This is a genomic window from Arcobacter sp. (genome assembly GCF_050300555.1).
GTDB lineage: Bacteria > Campylobacterota > Campylobacteria > Campylobacterales > Arcobacteraceae > Arcobacter.
In genome coordinates this window covers 34,007-51,988 of the sequence record NZ_JBNKXY010000005.1, presented here as the reverse complement: position 1 = coordinate 51,988, position 17,982 = coordinate 34,007, and the positions used below count along the sequence as shown (strand labels likewise).

Sequence of the window (17,982 nt, the reverse complement as noted above, 5' to 3'; positions counted from 1 at the left end):
CTAATTCTTGAAAAAATTTTCTTTTTCCATCATTAATTTAGTGAATAAGATTTTAAAAGAGTTCAATGAAAATTGAAAAAATATTATGGGAGTTAACATCTGTTAATGACTATGATATTTTTTTGATTTAAAGTAGGAATCTTTAAAAAGTATGTTTAGTGATTTGATTTATTTTCGATAACTTTTTCACATTGCATCTTAAATTTGGGTAAGCCATTTCTTATAATCCACTCTATGATTGCTAAATTTATACCTTCATAATCATGAGCGATATATGTTCTTACATCATATAGACCTTTTAAGTCTTCTTTATCAAATTCGCTTAATATATCATCAGCATGGGATTTTTTTAGTTTATCAAATTGTTCAGCAATAGCTGTTAAGTGCATCAAAATTGCAGGTCTTATTGTTATAACATCTTCTAAGGCTTTTGTTATACTTCCAGCATTATCAACTATTTTTTCAATATACTCTATCTTTTCTATTATTAAGTATATTTTACTTATAGATTCTTTAGACATATATTGCTCTATCTAAAATAAATTTTTTAGCAGTTTTTCCCATACCTGAACTGTCGGCTAAATCAACAGGTACGCCAAATAATAAGCTTATTTCTGATTGAATCTCTTTTATTCTACTAATAGCTTGAAAACCATATCTATTTGCAAACTCAGGTGTAGCTTCAACTAATATATCTATATCACTATTTTCAGTAGCTTCATCTCTAGAATAAGAACCAAACAGTGCTTTTATAATAAAACCCTCTTTGTTAAATTGAGGTTTCAATTCTTTTAATTTTGATAAAATTTCGCTCTTAGCTAATACTGACATCTTAATAATTCCTTTTTAATTAGGATAAGTATAACAAATATTTAAAAAAAACAATATAAGATACCAGCAAAAGAATTATTATTTCAATATTCCTAGAATCAAATCAATGAATATAATTTTTAAATAGTTCAATGAAAATTGAAAAAATATTATGGGAGTTAACGTCTGTTAATGACTATGATATTTTTTTGATTTGAAGCAGAAATCTTTAAAAAGTATGTTTAGTGATTTGATTTATTTTCTGATGAAAATAAAAAGTGGCTCCGGCACCTGGGTTCGAACCAGGGACCAAATGATTAACAGTCATCTACTCTACCGCTGAGCTATGCCGGAACTTGTGTATAAAAAGTCAATTTAAAAAGAAGTTTGATGGCTCCGGCACCTGGGTTCGAACCAGGGACCAAATGATTAACAGTCATCTACTCTACCGCTGAGCTATGCCGGAATCTTTCTTCTCTTTAAATGGAGTGGAAGTATAGTAAAATTTGTTTTTATTGTCAAGTAATTTTGATGAAAATTAACAAATTTTATAGAAATTTAAGCCTGCACTATCAACTAAAGAAATTTTTGACATTTCTATTAGCTTTTCTAACTCTTTTTTACTATTTTCATCAAACATATTATCTATATCTTCTAAAGTTAAAGGTCGTCTCTCGAGCATAGATAAAATTTCTTCTTTAGTATATGAATTTATCTGTTTAGGTCTATTTTTATATGCAATATTTACATTTATATTTTCAAATCTTTTTGCAATACTTTCTAGTGTTTCAAAGCTCACTGGCTTTACATCATAAGCTGGTGGTCTATCTATTGTACCAATATCTACCCTATGTGGATTTATCTTTTTAACAGCTTCATATAGAAGTTCTATCTCTTCATCTTTATCATTTAAATCTTTTACAAAAAGTATTTCCAAAACAAAATCATTAGTTGTAGCTTTTCTAAACTCAATCATAGCTTCAACTATCTTTTCTATATCAATGTTAGCATGGATTCTATCAAGTTTTTTAAAACACTTTTGACTAACACAATCAAGTGATAGTTTTACCATATCAAATTTTAATAAGGCATCAAAAATCTCTTGTTTATAAATAGTGCTTCCATTTGATAATATCAAGGTTTTAGTATCATTTTTGATTTCATTTATTTTTGTAATCAATTCATCAAGTTTTGGATAAAGGGTGGGTTCTCCATTTGCTGTTATAGTAATAACATCTATTTTAGGATGCTTTGCAAATGAGTTTTGAATAGCTTCTAAGACTTCATCAACACTTGGATAGCTAGTCATCTTATCTATTGTTTTAGCAGGCTTTAATTCACAGTATAAGCAGTCAAAATTACACTGTTTTGTATCAGGAGATAAATCTACTCCCAAAGAGATACCAAATCTCCGTGAGGGAATAGGACCAAAGATTATATTTGACACTATTTTTTACTTACTCTTTGGCACTCTTTTACAAAGTGAATAGCATTTTCAACTGGAACATCAGGTAAAATACCATGACCAAGATTAAAAATATGCCCTTCCCCTTGCATAATGTTTTGGATTGCTTCAACACACATAGTTGTAGCTTCTTTAGAATATAATCTACAAGGTTCCATATTTCCTTGTAAAACATATTTGTCCCCAAGTTTCTCTTTAGCTAATGCCATTGGAGTTCCCCAATCTACACCAAATACATCAAAGTTTCCATATACTTTATCTAAAAATGCCGGAATACCTTTTGGGAACATGATTACAGGAATATGTGGATATTTTTCTTTTAAGTATTCTGCTATCTCAACCATGTATTTCCAAGAAAATTCATCATATTTTGCTGGTTCTATTGCAGCTGCCCATGAATCAAAAATCTGAACAACATCTGCTCCTGCTTTGATTTGATTTTCCATATATAATTTTACTACTTCAGTAACTTTTCTTAAAATCTTATGTAAAAGTTCAGGATTTGAGTACATCATTTTTTTACAGATATTGTATGTCTTAGTTCCTTGTCCTTCTATCATATATGTTGCTAGTGTCCAAGGTGCACCAGTAAATCCAATAAGAGCCTTATCTTCTGGTAATCTTTGTTTCAATATCTTAATTGTTTCATATACATAAGTTAATTTGTCAGCAGCTTCACTTTCACCAATTAAAGCATCAATGTCAGCTTCAGTTTTAATTGGGTCTTTAAAAATAGGACCCTCACCTTTTACAAAATCTAAGTGCATACCCATTTCATTTGGAATAACTAAAATATCACTAAATAAAATAGCTGCATCAACTCCAACTATATCAAGTGGTTGAATAGTAACTTCAGCTGCAAGTTCTGGATTGTGACATAGATTTAAAAAATTTCCTGCCTGTGCTCGAACTTTCATATATTCTGGTAGGTATCTTCCCGCTTGTCTCATCATCCATACAGGAGTGTATGGAGTTGGTTTTCTAAAACATGCATCAACAAATATTTTTGACATTTATAATTTTCCTTTAGTATTCTTAGTGTTTTCCAACTTTTCCTAGAAAGAAAAGTCCAACTGCAAGAGCAGTAACTGCAAGGGCGAAATATAACATTTCTAGTGCACCATTATATTGAGTATGTAAAACTCTTTGAAAAAAGTTAACAACTAAAACCATTACAATTACTTTAGCTATTTTATCTTTTAGCTGATCCAATGTTGTTATTGATAAAATTTTCGAATCATCTTTTGCTTCTTGTGAGTGGTCAATTGGTGAAATAAAAAGTTCATATATCCCAAATGAAAATATAAGCATTACAACAGCAATCAAGTATAAATCAACCGCACCAATAATCCCACTTACTATATCTTCATGGAAGTTTTCTGGATGGGCATGGGTAATAATTGTAGTATAAGCATATTTTGCTATTCCATACACATCCATACTTGCTACTACAAATAAAACTAACGCTCCAATAAGACCAAAGATAACTGCAAGGAGGACAAGAAATCTTGTCTTCCACATGCAAGCTTCAAAAATCTTCTCTATCATTAGATATCATTCTCCAAATCTATCCATTTTAAAGCAATTCTAACTGCATTTGTTGCAGCCCCTACTCTTACTTGGTCAGCAACATTAAAGTAGTGAACAATATTAGAGGCATAAACATCTTTTCTAATTCTTCCAACATAAGTAATATCTGTATCAGTTGATACTATTGGCATTGGGTATGCACTGTTTTTTAAATCATCAATTAGTTCAACATTTTCAAATTTTTCTAAAGCTTCTCTTACTTCATTTACATCAACATCAACACCATCTTCAAATGTTACTGTAATAGATTCACTATGACTTCTTAAAACTGGAACTCTTACACAAGTAGCAGCTATTTGCATATTTTTGTGCATTATTTTTTGAGTCTCTTTTACCATTTTCATCTCTTCTTTAGTAAACCCATTATCTTGCGCAACATCTATTTGAGGAATAACATTGTTTACAATTTGATGAGCAAAGGCTTCAATTTTTGTATCATCTAATTTAAAACTTAACATATCTTGCATCTGACGTACTAGCTCTTCCATACCTTTTTTACCAGCACCTGATACAGCTTGGTAAGTAGATACATCAACTCTTTTGATTCCATAAAGTTCATCAAGTGGTTTTAAAGATAATACCATTTGAATAGTAGAACAATTTGGATTTGCAATAATTCCTGTCTCTTTCCATAAAGATATATCTTGTGGATTTACTTCTGGCACAACTAAAGGTACATTTTCATCCATTCTAAAATGACTTGTGTTATCAATAACAACGGCACCTGCTTCTACAGCATATTTTGCGAACTTTTCAGATATAGATCCACCAGCACTAAAAAAAGCAATTTCAACATCATTTTCTTCAAAACAAGTCTCTGTTAATTCTAAAACTTTTACTTCTTTGTTTTTATACTCAATAGTACTTCCTACACTTCTAGCACTTGCTAATGGAACAATTTTATTAACTGGGAAGTCATACGCTTCCAAAACTCTAAACAGTTCTTCCCCAACTGCACCAGTAGCCCCAACTACTGCTACATTAAATTTTCTCATTTCTATTCCTCTCCTAATATATTATCATCTTCTATAGAATTATTTTCTTCTTTATCTTTTAAATTATATTCATCTAAATTGATACCATCCATAGTATCTGCATTTTCGATATCTAATTCATCATCATCTTCTTTTGGACATTTTGCAATTGATACAACCTTATCTTTTGCATCAACGTTTACAATAATTACACCAGAAGTATTTCTTCCAGCTTTTCTAATTGTTTCCATATCTACTCTAATCATTTTACCAATAGATGTAAGTGCCATCAAGTCTTGTGATTCATCAACTAAAACTGCACCTACAACATTTCCTGTTTTAGCACTTAGTTTCATAGAAATAACACCACTTCCAGCTCTATTTGTCTCTCTATACTCTTCTACTGTTGTTCGTTTTCCAATACCTTTTTCAGATACTGTTAATAACTCTTGTTCAATATTATCAACAACATTTGCATCAACTACGAAGTCTGTTTCATGTTTGAACTTAATACCTCTAACTCCTCTTGTACTTCTTCCTTGCTCTCTTGTTTTCTCAACATCAAATCTAATACATTGACCTAGACTTGTAAAAATCATCAAGAACTGTGTACTTGGAGTTGTAATCTTAGCTGTAACAATCTCATCTGCATCATCAAGAACAATTGCTCTTACACCGTTGCTTCTTATATTACTAAATTCTGATAATGATGTTCTTTTTACAACACCATTTCTTGTAAAGAATGCTAAAGATTTAGATTCATCAAAATCAGTTGTTGGAATAATTTCCATAATTTTTTCATCAGGTCTTAGGTTGATTAAATTAACAACTGCTTTACCTTTTGCTGTTCTAGAACCTTCTGGGATTCTATAAACTTTTAACCAATATAGTTGCCCCATGTTTGTAACAAACATTAAGGTATCATGGGTATTGGTTACAAAGAATCTTTCAATAAAGTCATCATCATGCGTAGTAACTGCAACTTTACCTTTTCCACCTCTTCTTTGTTTTTCATAAGATTTAATTGGTACTCTTTTTACATAACCATTATGAGTAATAGTAACTACCATTGGCTCATTTGGAATTAAATCTTCAATATCAATCTCATCATAACTATCTTCAATATCTGTCAATCTTTTAGTTGTATATTTTTCTCTTATTTCAGATAATTCTTCTTTGATAATTTCAACTAATTTTTCTTCTGATTTTAGAATAGATTCTAATTCTGCAATTAAAGCCATAAGTTCTTGATACTCAGCCTCTAATTTATCTCTTTGAAGACCTGTTAATCTTCCTAATCTCATATCTAAAATAGCTTGAGATTGGATTTCACTTAAACCAAATCTCTCTTCTAATTTTTCTTTTGCTTCAGCATCATTTGCACTTGCTCTGATGATTTTAACTACTTCATCAATATTATCAAGGGCAATTTTTAAACCTTCTAAAATATGTGCTCTTGCTTTTGCTTTTTCTAAATCAAATATTGTTCTTCTAATAATTACAGTTTTTCTATGTGAAATAAATACATTTAATAACTGTGGTAAAGTAAATATCTTTGGCTCTTTATTATATACAGCTAAAAGGATAATTCCAAAAGTTGTCTCCATAGGAGTTGACTTATATAAGTTATTTAAAACTATTTCACTCATAGCATCTTTTTTAAGTTCAATTACAACTCTAATACCATCTCTATCAGATTCATCTCTTACTTCTGAGATTCCTTCTATTTGTTTATCTTTTGTAAGATTTGCAATAAGCTCAATTAATCTTGCTTTATTTACCTGATAAGGCAATTCATCAAGTACAATAATCTCTTTTTTACCTCTTGTTTCAATATGATGCTTAGCTCTAATTCTAACTCTTCCACGTCCAGTATTGTACGCATCAATAATTCCACGTCTTCCAAAGATAGTTCCACCTGTTGGGAAATCTGGACCTTGAATAAACTCCATTAATTCATCAGCCGTAGCATCTTGGTTATCAAGAATATGCATTGTTGCATCAAGTAATTCACCTAAATTATGTGGTGGAATCTTTGTAGCCATACCAACTGCGATACCTTCACTTCCATTTAATAAAAGTGTAGGAACTCTTGTAGGTAAAACAGATGGTTCTTTTAATGTATCATCATAGTTTGGTACAAAGTTTACTGTATCTTTATCAATATCTTTTAATATATCTTCAGAAATTCTTGTAAATCTTGATTCTGTATATCTCATCGCCGCTGCACTATCACCATCTACTGAACCGAAGTTTCCTTGTCCATCAATTAGAGGTGCTCTCATTGAGAAAGTTTGTGCCATTCTTACAAGTGCATCATAAACTGAAGTATCTCCGTGTGGGTGATACTTACCAATTACATCTCCAACAATTCTTGCTGATTTTTTATATGGTGCTCTTGCACTCATATTTAAATCATGCATAGCATATAATATTCTTCTATGTACTGGTTTCAATCCATCTTTAGCATCAGGTAAAGCTCGACCAATAATTACACTCATCGAGTAGTCTAAATATGAAGACTTTACGGAATCTTCGATATTAATATCTATAATATCTTGATTTTCAAAAAGGTTTTCCATTGATATTGCCTTGTTATAAAATTTAGATATTTTATCTAAATCTTTCTTAGTATTAGTGAATAAAAAAGGGGGAAAGTCTAAAACTCTCCCCCTTATGTGAAATTAATCTAATTTTTATAAATTATTATCTTTTTTATACTTGATAATTGCATTATAAACTTCATCTTTTAATTTAAGTTTCTCTTTTTTCTTCGCTTCAATCTCAAACTGATCAGCATGAGCTTTTTCTAGCTTTTCAATTTCATCATCTAAAGCATTATGCTTTTCAAAAATATTATGAAAATAATTATCACTTGCTTTTAATTTTGCTATTTCTTCTCTATATTCATGTAACATATTAAATCCTTTTGTTGAATTGTGATTACATTATATCAAGTAATTTCTTATATTCAGACTTAAAATTATGATCTATAATCCGCATTTATCTTTACATTTTCGTATGTACAAAAGTGACATCTAGTCACTTTTGAAATAATTAATTACGATCTATAATCCGCATTTATCTTTACATACTCATAACCTAAGTCACAACCGTATGCAGTAAAACTTTCATCTCCCAAACCAATATCACAAATGATTTTATACTCTTTATTTTGTAATACTTTTCCTGCAGCCTCTTCGCATTTTGCATCAAAAACTATTTCACCTTTGTTAAATACTACTACATCATTGTAAGAGATAACTAAAGTATTTGCATCACACTCGATTCTACTAGCTCCAATTGTTGAAGCAATTCGTCCAAAGTTTGGGTCTTCTCCAAATAGTGCTGTTTTTACTAATAATGAGTTTGATAAAGCTTTTGCAGCTTTCATTGCATCTTCTTTTGTTACAGCATTTTTCACTTCAAAAGCAACACATTTTTTAGCACCTTCACCATCAGCAACCATTAACATTGCCATATCGTGCATTATTAGTTTTAATACTTCTTTAAATGCCTCTTTATCATAAGCATTTGATTTACCATTTGCAAGAACTAAAACTGTATCATTTGTTGATGTATCTCCATCAACAGAAATTGCATTAAATGTAGTTTCACTATTTTCTAATAATGCCTCTTCGATATCTTTTTTTGAAACTTTTGCATCAGTACAAATAAAACATAACATAGTTGCAAGATTTGGGTTTATCATTCCAGCACCCTTTGCAACTGCACCAATTTTGAAACTACTTCCATCTTCAAGTTTTACTTCATACATACAAGTTTTTGGATAAGCATCTGTTGTCATAATTGCCTGACTTAAATTTTCACCATTTTTACTATTTAAATCAAAACTATTAGCACCATCAACAATTTTTTGTATTGGAAGTCTATTTCCAATAACTCCTGTTGAACTCATAATAGGATTATGTAAATCAAATTTTAAAGAAGAAAAAATAGTATTAATATCTTCTATTCCTTTTTCACCAGTTAAAGCATTTGCATTTTTAGAGTTTATTAAAACAAAGTTTGTTTTAAAATCATCAGCATATCTTTGATAATGTTTTAGTGGAGCTGCTTGAAATTTATTGTTAGTAAAAACTGCCCCTACTTCACATAAGGTGTCACTATATATAAAACCTATATCTTTTTTATTATTTGGTTTTAAACCTGCATGAATTCCATCACAAAAAAAACCATCAATTTGGTCAATAAAACCTTTTATTGGAAAAATTGAAAACATTATTTACAGCACTCCTCTGGTACATTTTTTTGATTAACTAAAATTTTTGCTTTTGCAATACCTTTTTGGTTTCCTACTAAAAGTAATTTACAATCACCTTCAATAATAGTAGAACCTTTAGGCATTTGAATAAATCTTCCTCTTTTTTCTGTAATACCTATTACAGATACTTTATATCTATCTCTTAAATGAATATCTTTTAATTGTCTACTCACTAACCAAGAAGTCTCTTTTACAAGAACTTCTTCCATATCAATTGGAGTATCAGGTTTGTATAAAAACTCTTCAAGTACATTTTCCATATCTGGACGTACTGCCATAGCTGAAACTCTTTTTGCCATAAGTGATGGAGGAGCAACAACTTTATCAGCTCCAAGTTTTTTAAGTCTCTCTTTATCATGTTGCGTTTCAGCATTTGAAATAATCAAAAATGGATTATTTCTTCCTAACTCTTTTTCATAAAGTCTAACTGAAGCAATAAGTGTAATATTATCAGAAATATTTCTTGAAAGTGTTATAACACCTTTTGCAGATGATAGATGAGATTTTAAAAATGCTTTTTCTGTAAAAGCTTCTTCTTTTACGAAATAAGGATAATTAAACTCTTTTGCTATCTCTTCAATATTTTCACTTGGATCAACAACCACAAATGGCACATGATTTTCTCTAAACTGTCTAGCTAATTGAATTGTATATTCATTGTGATAAAATATTACAAAATGCTTACGAAGTCTTGCAATTTTATAAAGCATATTTCTTTCCTTATATAGTTCAATCAGGTTACCTTTTACAATCGCTTCAACCAGTACAGCAATTGAAAGTGTAAACAAAGCAAACCCAATAATAATAAGTGTGACGGTAAAAAACCTACCCGCATCAGAGATTGGAGCAATTTCTCCAAAACCAACTGTTGTAAAAGTAATACCTGTTTGATAAATTGCATCTAAAATTGGAAAATCATCAATTACTACATATCCAACTGTACCAATCATCATCAATAATTGAACGAGTACTAAGGGCACTCTAAAAGGTTTTAACTGTTGGTATATTAAGGGGTTAAGGTCGTATTCTGGCTTTGTAGATCTTATTTCCCAGCCAAGGGATTTTTTTATTTGACGAAAGATGCTCATAGAAGCACTTTATATTAGTGCCTCTGTTATGAGTTTTTCTTAAGAGTTCTTAACTCTTTTGCAGAGATTTTGATTTTTTGAGAAGTACCATCTTCTAAAGTAACTCTAATTGTTCTTAAATTTGGTAAAAATCTTCTTTTAGTTCTGTTTTTAGCGTGACTAACGTTGTTTCCAACCATTGGTCCTTTTCCAGATATTGCACATCTTCTTGACATCTTAGTTTCCTTCTGTTTTCAAAATATCTGCGAATTATATCTTTTTTATCTTAAGTTTAATTTAAACATTAGAAAGTATTCCTTCTAATCTTCTAATCTGAATCTCAAATAAAAATTCATCCCCAGTCTCTTTATTTGATTTTTTTATATTTTTTAGTTCATCTTTGTTTGATAATAATGCTTCAACTTTAAACTGCATTGACCTATCAGTTGGAGAATCCATTGTAGAAAAAATATCCACAACTTCTCTAGATGCACTATTGGCACTTACAAAAACAGCTGTTTTAAAAAACATAGCTTTTATAACATTTGAAGAAAAAGTTTTTACATAAGTTGGCAGTATATAAATATCTGCAGCACTATACAATAAATCAATATTTGCATAATCTTCTAAAAGAATTACCTTATCATCCAAATTATACTTTGTAAATTTAAATTTTAAAGTATAAATTTGCTTAGTATCACCTGCAATTATTGCTTTAAAGTTATTAGTAGTTAAACTTGAAATAATATTTAAAAATTCTATTACACCATTTTTCATTAAATTTTTTGCATGAAAAAGAATGATTTTATCTTTTTTATTAAAATTAAACTCTTGTGCTAAAAATTCTTTTGAATCTTTTGGTTTAAGATATGAAGATGTAATCGTAGGATAAACAACTTCAACCATATCATTAGTAATATTACAGACCTTAATCATCTCTTGTTTCATAGTGTATGAGTTAGCAATAGTTTTTTTAGAGTTTTCAACCATCTCAATTGACTCTTCATCTAAAACTCCACTATGAAAGTAAACATCTGGATAAGTTTTTGTTTTAAATGTTAATTTCTCAAAAATTGATTGTTTTTTAAAAACTTTTATATTTTCTTTCTTTAAAATTTCATCAATTAGTACATTTTTTTGTTTAAAATAAATTGATAAATTTTTATTCATTTATTACCTTTAATACATCATCCGAAGTTATAAGTTTCATACAATCATGATGACCAAAGGGACAAACCCTTTTCATACAAGGAGCACAATCTAAATTCTTAGTAATAATGTGTTCATGGGGATTGTTCCACTGATTTGTCTCTTTATATTTTGTAGGGCCAAAAATACTATATGTGGGAACTTTAAAGGCTCCAGCAATGTGCATAGGACCAGAATCATTTGTAATAAATAAATCTAATCCTGCAATTTTTTCAATTAATTCAGAAACTGTAGTTTCCCCAGCTATATTTTGATAGTTTGTTATACCATTCTCTTTTAAAAAGTCTTCAATATCTTTTGCAATATCAAGTTCTTCTAAACCTCCAAAAATAACGATGTCATATTTTGAAGCTAAGTTTATTGCAACTTTTGCAAACTCATTTGGATACCATCTTTTTGCACTTCCATAAGTAGCCCCTGGATTTATTCCTAAAGTTGATTTTGAATATTGAAATGGCGTAAAATAAAGTTTCAAATCACCTGCACTATTATTTTGATTTAATATCTTATTTATAAAATCATTATATTTTAAAACTTGATGTTTTTCCTCTTTAATTTTTTTATAACTAAATCTTTTTCTTGAACCAGTAAAAAAAAGTAATAATTTAGAAGTAAATGAGCTTCTAAAACTAACTGCCATATCAAATTTACCAAGTTGTTTAGCTAACTTATATAAAGAAATATAACGATTCTTTTTCTTTTTTGTATCATCAACAACTATAGTACTAACTCTTGGATGGTTTTTAAAAATCTCAGTTGAGACAAAAGACCCAACAATTGTAACCTCATAATCAATAAAAGTTTTTAAAAGATTTTCAATGGCAGGCGTTGCCATAATAGTATCACCAAGCCAAGTTGGTAGTTCAATTAATAACTTCATTTATCACTTTCAAAGTTTGCTCTACGTTTTTTTCAATTGAAAAGTTTTTTACAATTTCTAAATTTTGAGCTTTTATTTCAGATATCTTTTCTGGATTTTCTAATAAGTCATCTATTTTATTCACTATTGAATAATCTGTTGGTGTTTGCATTATATACTTATCGGTTAAAATTTCATGGGCACCATTTTGTTTTGTTGTAATTATTACATTTTCATAATTCATAGCTTCTAATACAACATTTGAAAAAGGCTCGTATCTTGTTGGAAATAAAAATATATCTGAAATGGTATAGAAATCTTTAACATCATTTCGAGCTCCTGTAAAAATAACTTTATCTTCAATTCTTAAAAGTTTTGCTAAATCCTCATAATATGAAAGTTTTTTCTCTTTACCTATAACAAATGCTTTAAAATTTCTATTTTTTAATTTTGAAAGAATATGTAAAAATTCCTCTACACCTTTTCGTTTAAATCCACTTCCAACATATGTGAAAATAGTCTCACTTTTTAATTTATCAAAAAAGAACTCTTTATTAATTTTTTCAAAAGCCACTTCAAAATCAAATTTTTCAAGATTAATTCCATTGTATATTACTTCAATTTTTGATTCATTTATTCCATAAGTATCTATAATTTGTTTTTTTACCATTTTTGAATTTGAAATAATCTTTTTTGCATTATTAAAACATTTTTTTTCAAAATATAAATAAGTTTTGTGTAAAGGATTAAGTTTAGACTTTTTTTCAATATCTAAAAAAACTTTATGAACACCATCACCTGCCCTATATATATCAGGACAAGAAATTCTCTCTAATGAAAAATAAAAGCTATTTTTTTTTAAACTACACACTTGTCTATTAAATAAAATAACTCTAATCCAAGATGGCAAAAACTTTGGTATAGTTGAATAAATTAATTCATGTCCAATACTTAACTTATTTAATTCATCAGACAATCTTGAAAGATATACTTCTGCTCCACCAAATTTTGTCTTATTTGCACGTATAAATTTTATTTTTTTCATTTATTATTAAGCTCTTCATTTTGATACTTATCTTTTAACATAAATATAAATGAAAATCCAATTATCAACATAAATGTTTGAAACATATGGTCTCGCATATTACTATCTACAATAAACCTAGCAAAAAATCCAGATACATTAAAAAATAATATTAAGGCATAAAAACTATTATATTTCATAAAAAAAGTATAAGATACATACATCAAGTATATCCCAAAACTTAACCAAATAATTAAACCAGGAATTCCAATACCTATAGCTAAATCAATAAATCCACTATGCGAATGCCCAACTTTTTGTACATCACCATATTTAATTTGTAATCCATGACTAAAAGCATTTCTTCCATATCCAATTCCAAAAGGATTTTCATAAATTAATTTTAATCCTTCATATCCCCATGCTATTCTTAAATAAGCTGAAGTTTCTACTGATTCGCCGTTAGGAAGAACAGGCCGTTTATATTTTTCATTATTTAACCAATTTTTATTAGTTTTTGTATCCAATGCATAAGGTATAGTTTGAATAAGAGTATCCCATCTTTTATCATTTTTAAAATTATACATAGCAGGAAATGTTAATAAAATAAATATCCCAAAAGAAATAATAAACTTAAACTTTTTTGTATATTTGTCATTATTATAAAAAGAGAAAAATAAACCACTAATTGTTAAAAATATAATTGCAACTACTCCATTTCTCATTCCTTCAAAAATAGAACTTAAAAGGGTTAATAAAATTATTATTAAAAGAACAAAATTGTTAATATTTAAAACTCTTTTTGATGTTCTAAAACGATAAATTACTTCTGATACTAAAAATGCCAATAATACATTTGTAATATAGTTCGATTTATCTGGCCCTTCAGTTAAACCTGAAAATCTACTAATTATTGACTTTGTCTGTATATAATATTTTAAAGCATATAAATCAACATACAAAACATGAACAAAAAGCATTAAAAATATTAAGCTATAAAAATTCTTTTGTAAATCTTTACTTTCTTTAGAGAAATAAACACTTAATAACCCAAAAGTAATAAAATAAGATAATGGAGTTATCCACTGACTTTTTATTTCACCTACGGTCCATGATGTTTCATTCGAAATAAAAAAAGCAATAAAATACAACCAAGTAGTAAATATTATTAAAATAAATAAAATATTCTTTATCTCTTTTGTAAAAGAAATATTAAACTTAATAGTCTTATTTTTAAGTAAGATATAAATTGTTAAAAATATTAAAATCAAGATTGAGATATTTCTTACAGCAATAGTATGTGCAATTGGTAGAATAAAAACTAATAATCCCACAAAAAATAAAATAGCTCTATTTAAAATTAAATTCATCTGCTTCCTTTTTTGACTTCTTTATAAATATCTTCTAATTTTTGACTTGATATTTTCCAATCAAATTTATTAACTGCATTATTTCTAGCTTTTAATCGTAAATCATTTAACTTATCAATATTATTAATTACATATTCTGTTATTTCAATAATTTGATTTAAATCTTTTGGATTTTCTATTAAAAAACCTGTTTTATTATTTTCTATAATTTCAGGTAAACTTGAATTATTTGATGAAATTAAAATATTATTTGAAGAAATTGCTTCTAATGCAACTAAAGGATGTTGTTCTGCATAAGTAGGAAATAGTATAATATCAGAAAAATTAAATATATTTGATAGTTTATCATGCTTAAGAGGCGGTAAATTAATAAATCTACTATTTTTTTCTAACTCTTTAATAATATCAATACTTTCTTTATATTGGCTACTTTCAGATGCGTTATAAGGAGTAGGTCCAACTGCAATACAAATAACATTATTATATTTATTTAAAATGTACTTAAATGTCTTTAAACTATTATAAAAACCTTTTTTTTCTTGTTTTCTACCTATATATGAAATTATTGTACTATCTTCTTTTATATTAAATTCTTTCTTTAAAATTCTTATTTCATCTACAGTTTTTAATTTAAACAGATTAGTATTGACACCATTATATACAACTTCTATTTTTTCTCTTGGATAACCTTTGTCCAATATAAGACCTTCTTTAGTAAAATTAGATACTGCAATATATTTATCAGGCATTCCCAAAGAACTATCAAATTTTCTCATTACATGTGAATGTATAATAATTTTTATATTCTTATTTTTTAAATGCTTTTTAAAATCATTAACTGGAAATTCAAGTTGATGTACATGTAAAATATCAACGGGATTTTTATTAATAATCTTAGCTAATTTTATATGTAATGGATAAGGATCTAATTTTGTAATTTTTTTAAACAATCTAACGTATAATTTACTTTCACTTATTCTAAAAACTTTCCCAAATTCTGTCTTTTCTTCATCTTTAGTATACTCTTCTTTATTACATACAAAATAATGTTCAATTTCCTTTGAAAAATATTTATAAAACATCTGAGCAACAATTGAAGGAGCAAATCCTCTAACATCTGGAATAGAACCATGAGGTATATATTGACAAACTTTCACTTTAAACCTTTAACTGACATATATTTTCATCATATGTAATTTTTTCAGGAATATCATAATCAAATTCAAAAATATCACTATTATTAACTATATTATCGATACATAAAGGATCTTTACAAGCTCTTACATGACAAAAATAATCTTTTATACTTTTATCTCTTAAAATTAAAATTTTTGCATTATAATCCAATATAGTATTTGGCGCAGTAGGTCCAAATATGCCGATAGTATCAATTCCCAGAGCTAAAGCTAAATGTAAAGGCCCAGAATCTACACCAATAAAAATATCAGAACTTTTTAATAATTTTAAATATCTAGTAGAATTAAAATTACTTTTAGTAAAAATAAACTTTTTAGCTTTGAATTTTTCTAAAATTAAGTTTTTGGGTATTGCAACAACTATTTCTATACCTAAAAATTTTTTTTGTAATTTTTCAATTAATACATTAGTCTGTTGAACTGTTAAATTTTTTTTAATATCTGTTGAAATTGGAGCAATTAAAATTTTATTCACATTTTTAAAATTAGGTTTTACTATATTAAATATTTTAGATGGTATTTCTATATTTAAATATAACCTAATTCTCAAATATAAATTATCCATTTTTTTAAAATTATCAAACTTTTTAAAAAAATAATATCTCTTTGTATATGTCAAATAGTATTCACTATCGCTACCATGTCCCCAAGGATTAAAGCCAATATCTATATTTGATTTTTTAAGATAATATATTGCCCACAAAAAACTTATTGGATTTCGCTTATTAACAGGAATAAATTCCACATTAGAAAAAGAGATAATTTCTTTTGCATAAATTAACTGCTGTCGAGGAAGAAGAATAACATATTTTTTATTTGGATATTTCTTAATAAATTCATTAATTATTTTTAAAGATATGATTGTATCACCATATCTAGAAAAAATTGAAAATAAAATACTTTTTGCTGTATCAATTTCAATATCACTTATTTCTCTAGATTTATGTTTATATTTCTCTAATCTCTTATTAATCAAATAATTCAAAATAATCCCTAATTACACAAATCTAAATATTTACGTACTGAATATTCAGCATTAAATCTATCAAGAACTTCATCTTCAATAGCCGGATAATAATTTAATGCGTTTGTTATATTTTTTGATAATTTATCAACATCCCCGACAGGAGATAAAAACTCTTTCAAATTACCTATTAAAAGCTCACTAGGTCCAGTTGGACAATCTGTACTAACTACTTTTGTACCTAAAATAAGAGCCTCAACTAAAACTAATGGTAGTCCTTCACTATTTGATGACATTACAAACAATTCTGCATTTTTTATCCAAGGATAAGGATTTTTCTGAAAACCTGGAAAGATTACCTTATTTTCAATGCCTAACTTTATAATTAACTCTTTTAATTCTTTTAAATATTCCTTATCTGAATCAGTATGAACATTCCCAATTAAAACAAGTGGTAATTGAGTATTAGATTTTTTATATGCCTCTAATAAGAGTTTTTGATTTTTTCTATTTTCAAACTTTGCCGCATAAATAATATATTTTTCTTTAGGTATATTTTCATCTAAAATTTCAGCTTTTTTTCTTATGCTTTCAAAATCAAAAGGATTATATATATTTTGAATACTTTTAGGTTTTATACCCATTTTCAAAGTAATATCATCTACTAAAGCTTTTGAAACTGTTATTATATTTTGATTATCATATCGATTTTTAAATTGTAAAAAAAACTTTAATTGTCTTCTTAATTTTTTTAAACCTTTAGTATTTTTAAATTTGCTTTTATAGTATTCATACATTGAATTTCTATATCTAATATAAAAATTATCAAGTTTAGCTTTTTTACCTAATAAATCCATATCTTCAGAATTTGAAATAAATAAATCAAATTTCTTTCCATCACTCTGTATTTCTTTAACTTTCTCTTTTAATTTAGTAGTCAATTTTAACTTATTGAAAAATTTACTTTTTGACAACACCCCATTTTCACTTAAATAATGAATATGATACAAGCTTGTATCTACTTCATGCTCAATTTTATTTTCAACAAGAATAATATGAACGTCATGTCCAAACTTATTAAAAGTTTCAGCAAAATTTAAAACAATTCTCTCTGCTCCACCACCAATTAAGGTATCGATTAAAAGACCAATTTTTTTCATATTGATTCC

The 17,982-nt window shown here is 27.5% G+C and carries 18 protein-coding genes and 2 tRNA genes; all 20 read right to left on the bottom strand.

The window, feature by feature from the left end; genetic code table 11:
- Positions 1-155: 155 nt before the first annotated feature.
- A complete protein-coding gene (locus ACQY5W_RS04925) occupies positions 156-521 on the bottom strand; it encodes a HepT-like ribonuclease domain-containing protein (protein ID WP_428023835.1) in 366 nt (121 codons plus the stop codon).
- Positions 514-831, bottom strand: a complete 318-nt coding sequence (locus tag ACQY5W_RS04920; protein ID WP_428023834.1) for a nucleotidyltransferase family protein — start codon at positions 829-831, stop codon at positions 514-516. Before ACQY5W_RS04920 ends, ACQY5W_RS04925 begins: the two co-directional genes overlap by 8 nt.
- Positions 832-1,089: 258 nt before the next feature.
- Positions 1,090-1,164 (bottom strand) — tRNA-Asn (locus tag ACQY5W_RS04915).
- A 37-nt stretch (positions 1,165-1,201) separates the two neighbouring features.
- A tRNA-Asn gene (locus ACQY5W_RS04910) sits at positions 1,202-1,276 on the bottom strand.
- A 72-nt stretch (positions 1,277-1,348) separates the two neighbouring features.
- The gene (locus ACQY5W_RS04905; protein WP_428023833.1) at positions 1,349-2,257 is read right to left on the bottom strand and encodes a radical SAM protein; all 909 of its coding nucleotides are present in this window, start codon (positions 2,255-2,257) and stop codon (positions 1,349-1,351) included.
- Positions 2,257-3,288: a uroporphyrinogen decarboxylase gene (hemE, locus tag ACQY5W_RS04900; RefSeq protein ID WP_428023832.1), complete on the bottom strand. Its 1,032-nt coding sequence runs from the start codon at positions 3,286-3,288 to the stop codon at positions 2,257-2,259. The genes ACQY5W_RS04905 and hemE overlap by 1 nt, the downstream gene beginning before the upstream one ends.
- A gap of 22 nt (positions 3,289-3,310) precedes the next feature.
- A complete protein-coding gene (locus ACQY5W_RS04895) occupies positions 3,311-3,823 on the bottom strand; it encodes a YqhA family protein (protein ID WP_428023831.1) in 513 nt (170 codons plus the stop codon).
- Positions 3,823-4,860 (bottom strand): aspartate-semialdehyde dehydrogenase, encoded by a 1,038-nt coding sequence (locus ACQY5W_RS04890; RefSeq protein ID WP_428023830.1) that lies wholly within the window; start codon positions 4,858-4,860, stop codon positions 3,823-3,825. The genes ACQY5W_RS04895 and ACQY5W_RS04890 overlap by 1 nt, the downstream gene beginning before the upstream one ends.
- 2 nt (positions 4,861-4,862) lie before the next feature.
- On the bottom strand, positions 4,863-7,421 hold the full coding sequence (gene gyrA, locus ACQY5W_RS04885; RefSeq protein ID WP_428023829.1) for a DNA gyrase subunit A: 2,559 nt from the start codon (positions 7,419-7,421) through the stop codon (positions 4,863-4,865).
- Between the two features lie 114 nt (positions 7,422-7,535).
- A complete protein-coding gene (locus ACQY5W_RS04880; RefSeq protein ID WP_428023828.1) occupies positions 7,536-7,757 on the bottom strand; it encodes a YdcH family protein in 222 nt (73 codons plus the stop codon).
- A gap of 143 nt (positions 7,758-7,900) precedes the next feature.
- The gene (argJ, locus tag ACQY5W_RS04875; protein WP_428023827.1) at positions 7,901-9,082 is read right to left on the bottom strand and encodes a bifunctional glutamate N-acetyltransferase/amino-acid acetyltransferase ArgJ; all 1,182 of its coding nucleotides are present in this window, start codon (positions 9,080-9,082) and stop codon (positions 7,901-7,903) included.
- On the bottom strand, positions 9,082-10,212 hold the full coding sequence (locus ACQY5W_RS04870) for a potassium channel family protein (protein WP_428023826.1): 1,131 nt from the start codon (positions 10,210-10,212) through the stop codon (positions 9,082-9,084). The genes argJ and ACQY5W_RS04870 overlap by 1 nt, the downstream gene beginning before the upstream one ends.
- A 26-nt stretch (positions 10,213-10,238) precedes the next feature.
- Positions 10,239-10,427 (bottom strand): 50S ribosomal protein L28, encoded by a 189-nt coding sequence (gene rpmB / locus ACQY5W_RS04865; protein ID WP_428023825.1) that lies wholly within the window; start codon positions 10,425-10,427, stop codon positions 10,239-10,241.
- A 61-nt stretch (positions 10,428-10,488) separates the two neighbouring features.
- A complete protein-coding gene (locus ACQY5W_RS04860; protein WP_428023824.1) occupies positions 10,489-11,361 on the bottom strand; it encodes a glycosyltransferase in 873 nt (290 codons plus the stop codon).
- A complete protein-coding gene (locus ACQY5W_RS04855) occupies positions 11,354-12,280 on the bottom strand; it encodes a glycosyltransferase family 9 protein (protein WP_428023823.1) in 927 nt (308 codons plus the stop codon). The genes ACQY5W_RS04860 and ACQY5W_RS04855 overlap by 8 nt, the downstream gene beginning before the upstream one ends.
- Positions 12,264-13,304, bottom strand: coding sequence for a glycosyltransferase family 4 protein (locus tag ACQY5W_RS04850; RefSeq protein WP_428023822.1), 1,041 nt, complete (start codon positions 13,302-13,304; stop codon positions 12,264-12,266). Before ACQY5W_RS04850 ends, ACQY5W_RS04855 begins: the two co-directional genes overlap by 17 nt.
- Positions 13,301-14,653 (bottom strand): O-antigen ligase family protein, encoded by a 1,353-nt coding sequence (locus ACQY5W_RS04845; protein WP_428023821.1) that lies wholly within the window; start codon positions 14,651-14,653, stop codon positions 13,301-13,303. The genes ACQY5W_RS04850 and ACQY5W_RS04845 overlap by 4 nt, the downstream gene beginning before the upstream one ends.
- Complete coding sequence (locus ACQY5W_RS04840) at positions 14,650-15,810, bottom strand: glycosyltransferase family 4 protein (protein WP_428023820.1); 1,161 nt, start codon at positions 15,808-15,810, stop codon at positions 14,650-14,652. The genes ACQY5W_RS04845 and ACQY5W_RS04840 overlap by 4 nt, the downstream gene beginning before the upstream one ends.
- 1 nt (position 15,811) lies before the next feature.
- Positions 15,812-16,834, bottom strand: a complete 1,023-nt coding sequence (locus tag ACQY5W_RS04835; RefSeq protein ID WP_428023819.1) for a glycosyltransferase family 9 protein — start codon at positions 16,832-16,834, stop codon at positions 15,812-15,814.
- Between the two features lie 8 nt (positions 16,835-16,842).
- The gene (locus tag ACQY5W_RS04830) at positions 16,843-17,973 is read right to left on the bottom strand and encodes a glycosyltransferase (RefSeq protein WP_428023818.1); all 1,131 of its coding nucleotides are present in this window, start codon (positions 17,971-17,973) and stop codon (positions 16,843-16,845) included.
- Positions 17,974-17,982 lie beyond the last annotated feature (9 nt).

Bases quoted from the DNA above. Each gene is read 5' to 3' on its own strand.
- argJ (WP_428023827.1), bottom strand. From the start codon at position 9,082: ATGTTTTCAATTTTTCCAATAAAAGGTTTTATTGACCAAATTGATGGT.
- gyrA (WP_428023829.1), bottom strand. From the start codon at position 7,421: ATGGAAAACCTTTTTGAAAATCAAGATATTATAGATATTAATATCGAA.
- ACQY5W_RS04920 (WP_428023834.1), bottom strand. From the start codon at position 831: ATGTCAGTATTAGCTAAGAGCGAAATTTTATCAAAATTAAAAGAATTG.
- ACQY5W_RS04925 (WP_428023835.1), bottom strand. From the start codon at position 521: ATGTCTAAAGAATCTATAAGTAAAATATACTTAATAATAGAAAAGATA.
- ACQY5W_RS04845 (WP_428023821.1), bottom strand. From the start codon at position 14,653: ATGAATTTAATTTTAAATAGAGCTATTTTATTTTTTGTGGGATTATTA.
- ACQY5W_RS04850 (WP_428023822.1), bottom strand. From the start codon at position 13,304: ATGAAAAAAATAAAATTTATACGTGCAAATAAGACAAAATTTGGTGGA.
- ACQY5W_RS04855 (WP_428023823.1), bottom strand. From the start codon at position 12,280: ATGAAGTTATTAATTGAACTACCAACTTGGCTTGGTGATACTATTATG.
- ACQY5W_RS04870 (WP_428023826.1), bottom strand. From the start codon at position 10,212: ATGAGCATCTTTCGTCAAATAAAAAAATCCCTTGGCTGGGAAATAAGA.
- ACQY5W_RS04830 (WP_428023818.1), bottom strand. From the start codon at position 17,973: ATGAAAAAAATTGGTCTTTTAATCGATACCTTAATTGGTGGTGGAGCA.
- hemE (WP_428023832.1), bottom strand. From the start codon at position 3,288: ATGTCAAAAATATTTGTTGATGCATGTTTTAGAAAACCAACTCCATAC.
- ACQY5W_RS04880 (WP_428023828.1), bottom strand. From the start codon at position 7,757: ATGTTACATGAATATAGAGAAGAAATAGCAAAATTAAAAGCAAGTGAT.
- ACQY5W_RS04895 (WP_428023831.1), bottom strand. From the start codon at position 3,823: ATGATAGAGAAGATTTTTGAAGCTTGCATGTGGAAGACAAGATTTCTT.
- rpmB (WP_428023825.1), bottom strand. From the start codon at position 10,427: ATGTCAAGAAGATGTGCAATATCTGGAAAAGGACCAATGGTTGGAAAC.
- ACQY5W_RS04890 (WP_428023830.1), bottom strand. From the start codon at position 4,860: ATGAGAAAATTTAATGTAGCAGTAGTTGGGGCTACTGGTGCAGTTGGG.
- ACQY5W_RS04860 (WP_428023824.1), bottom strand. From the start codon at position 11,361: ATGAATAAAAATTTATCAATTTATTTTAAACAAAAAAATGTACTAATT.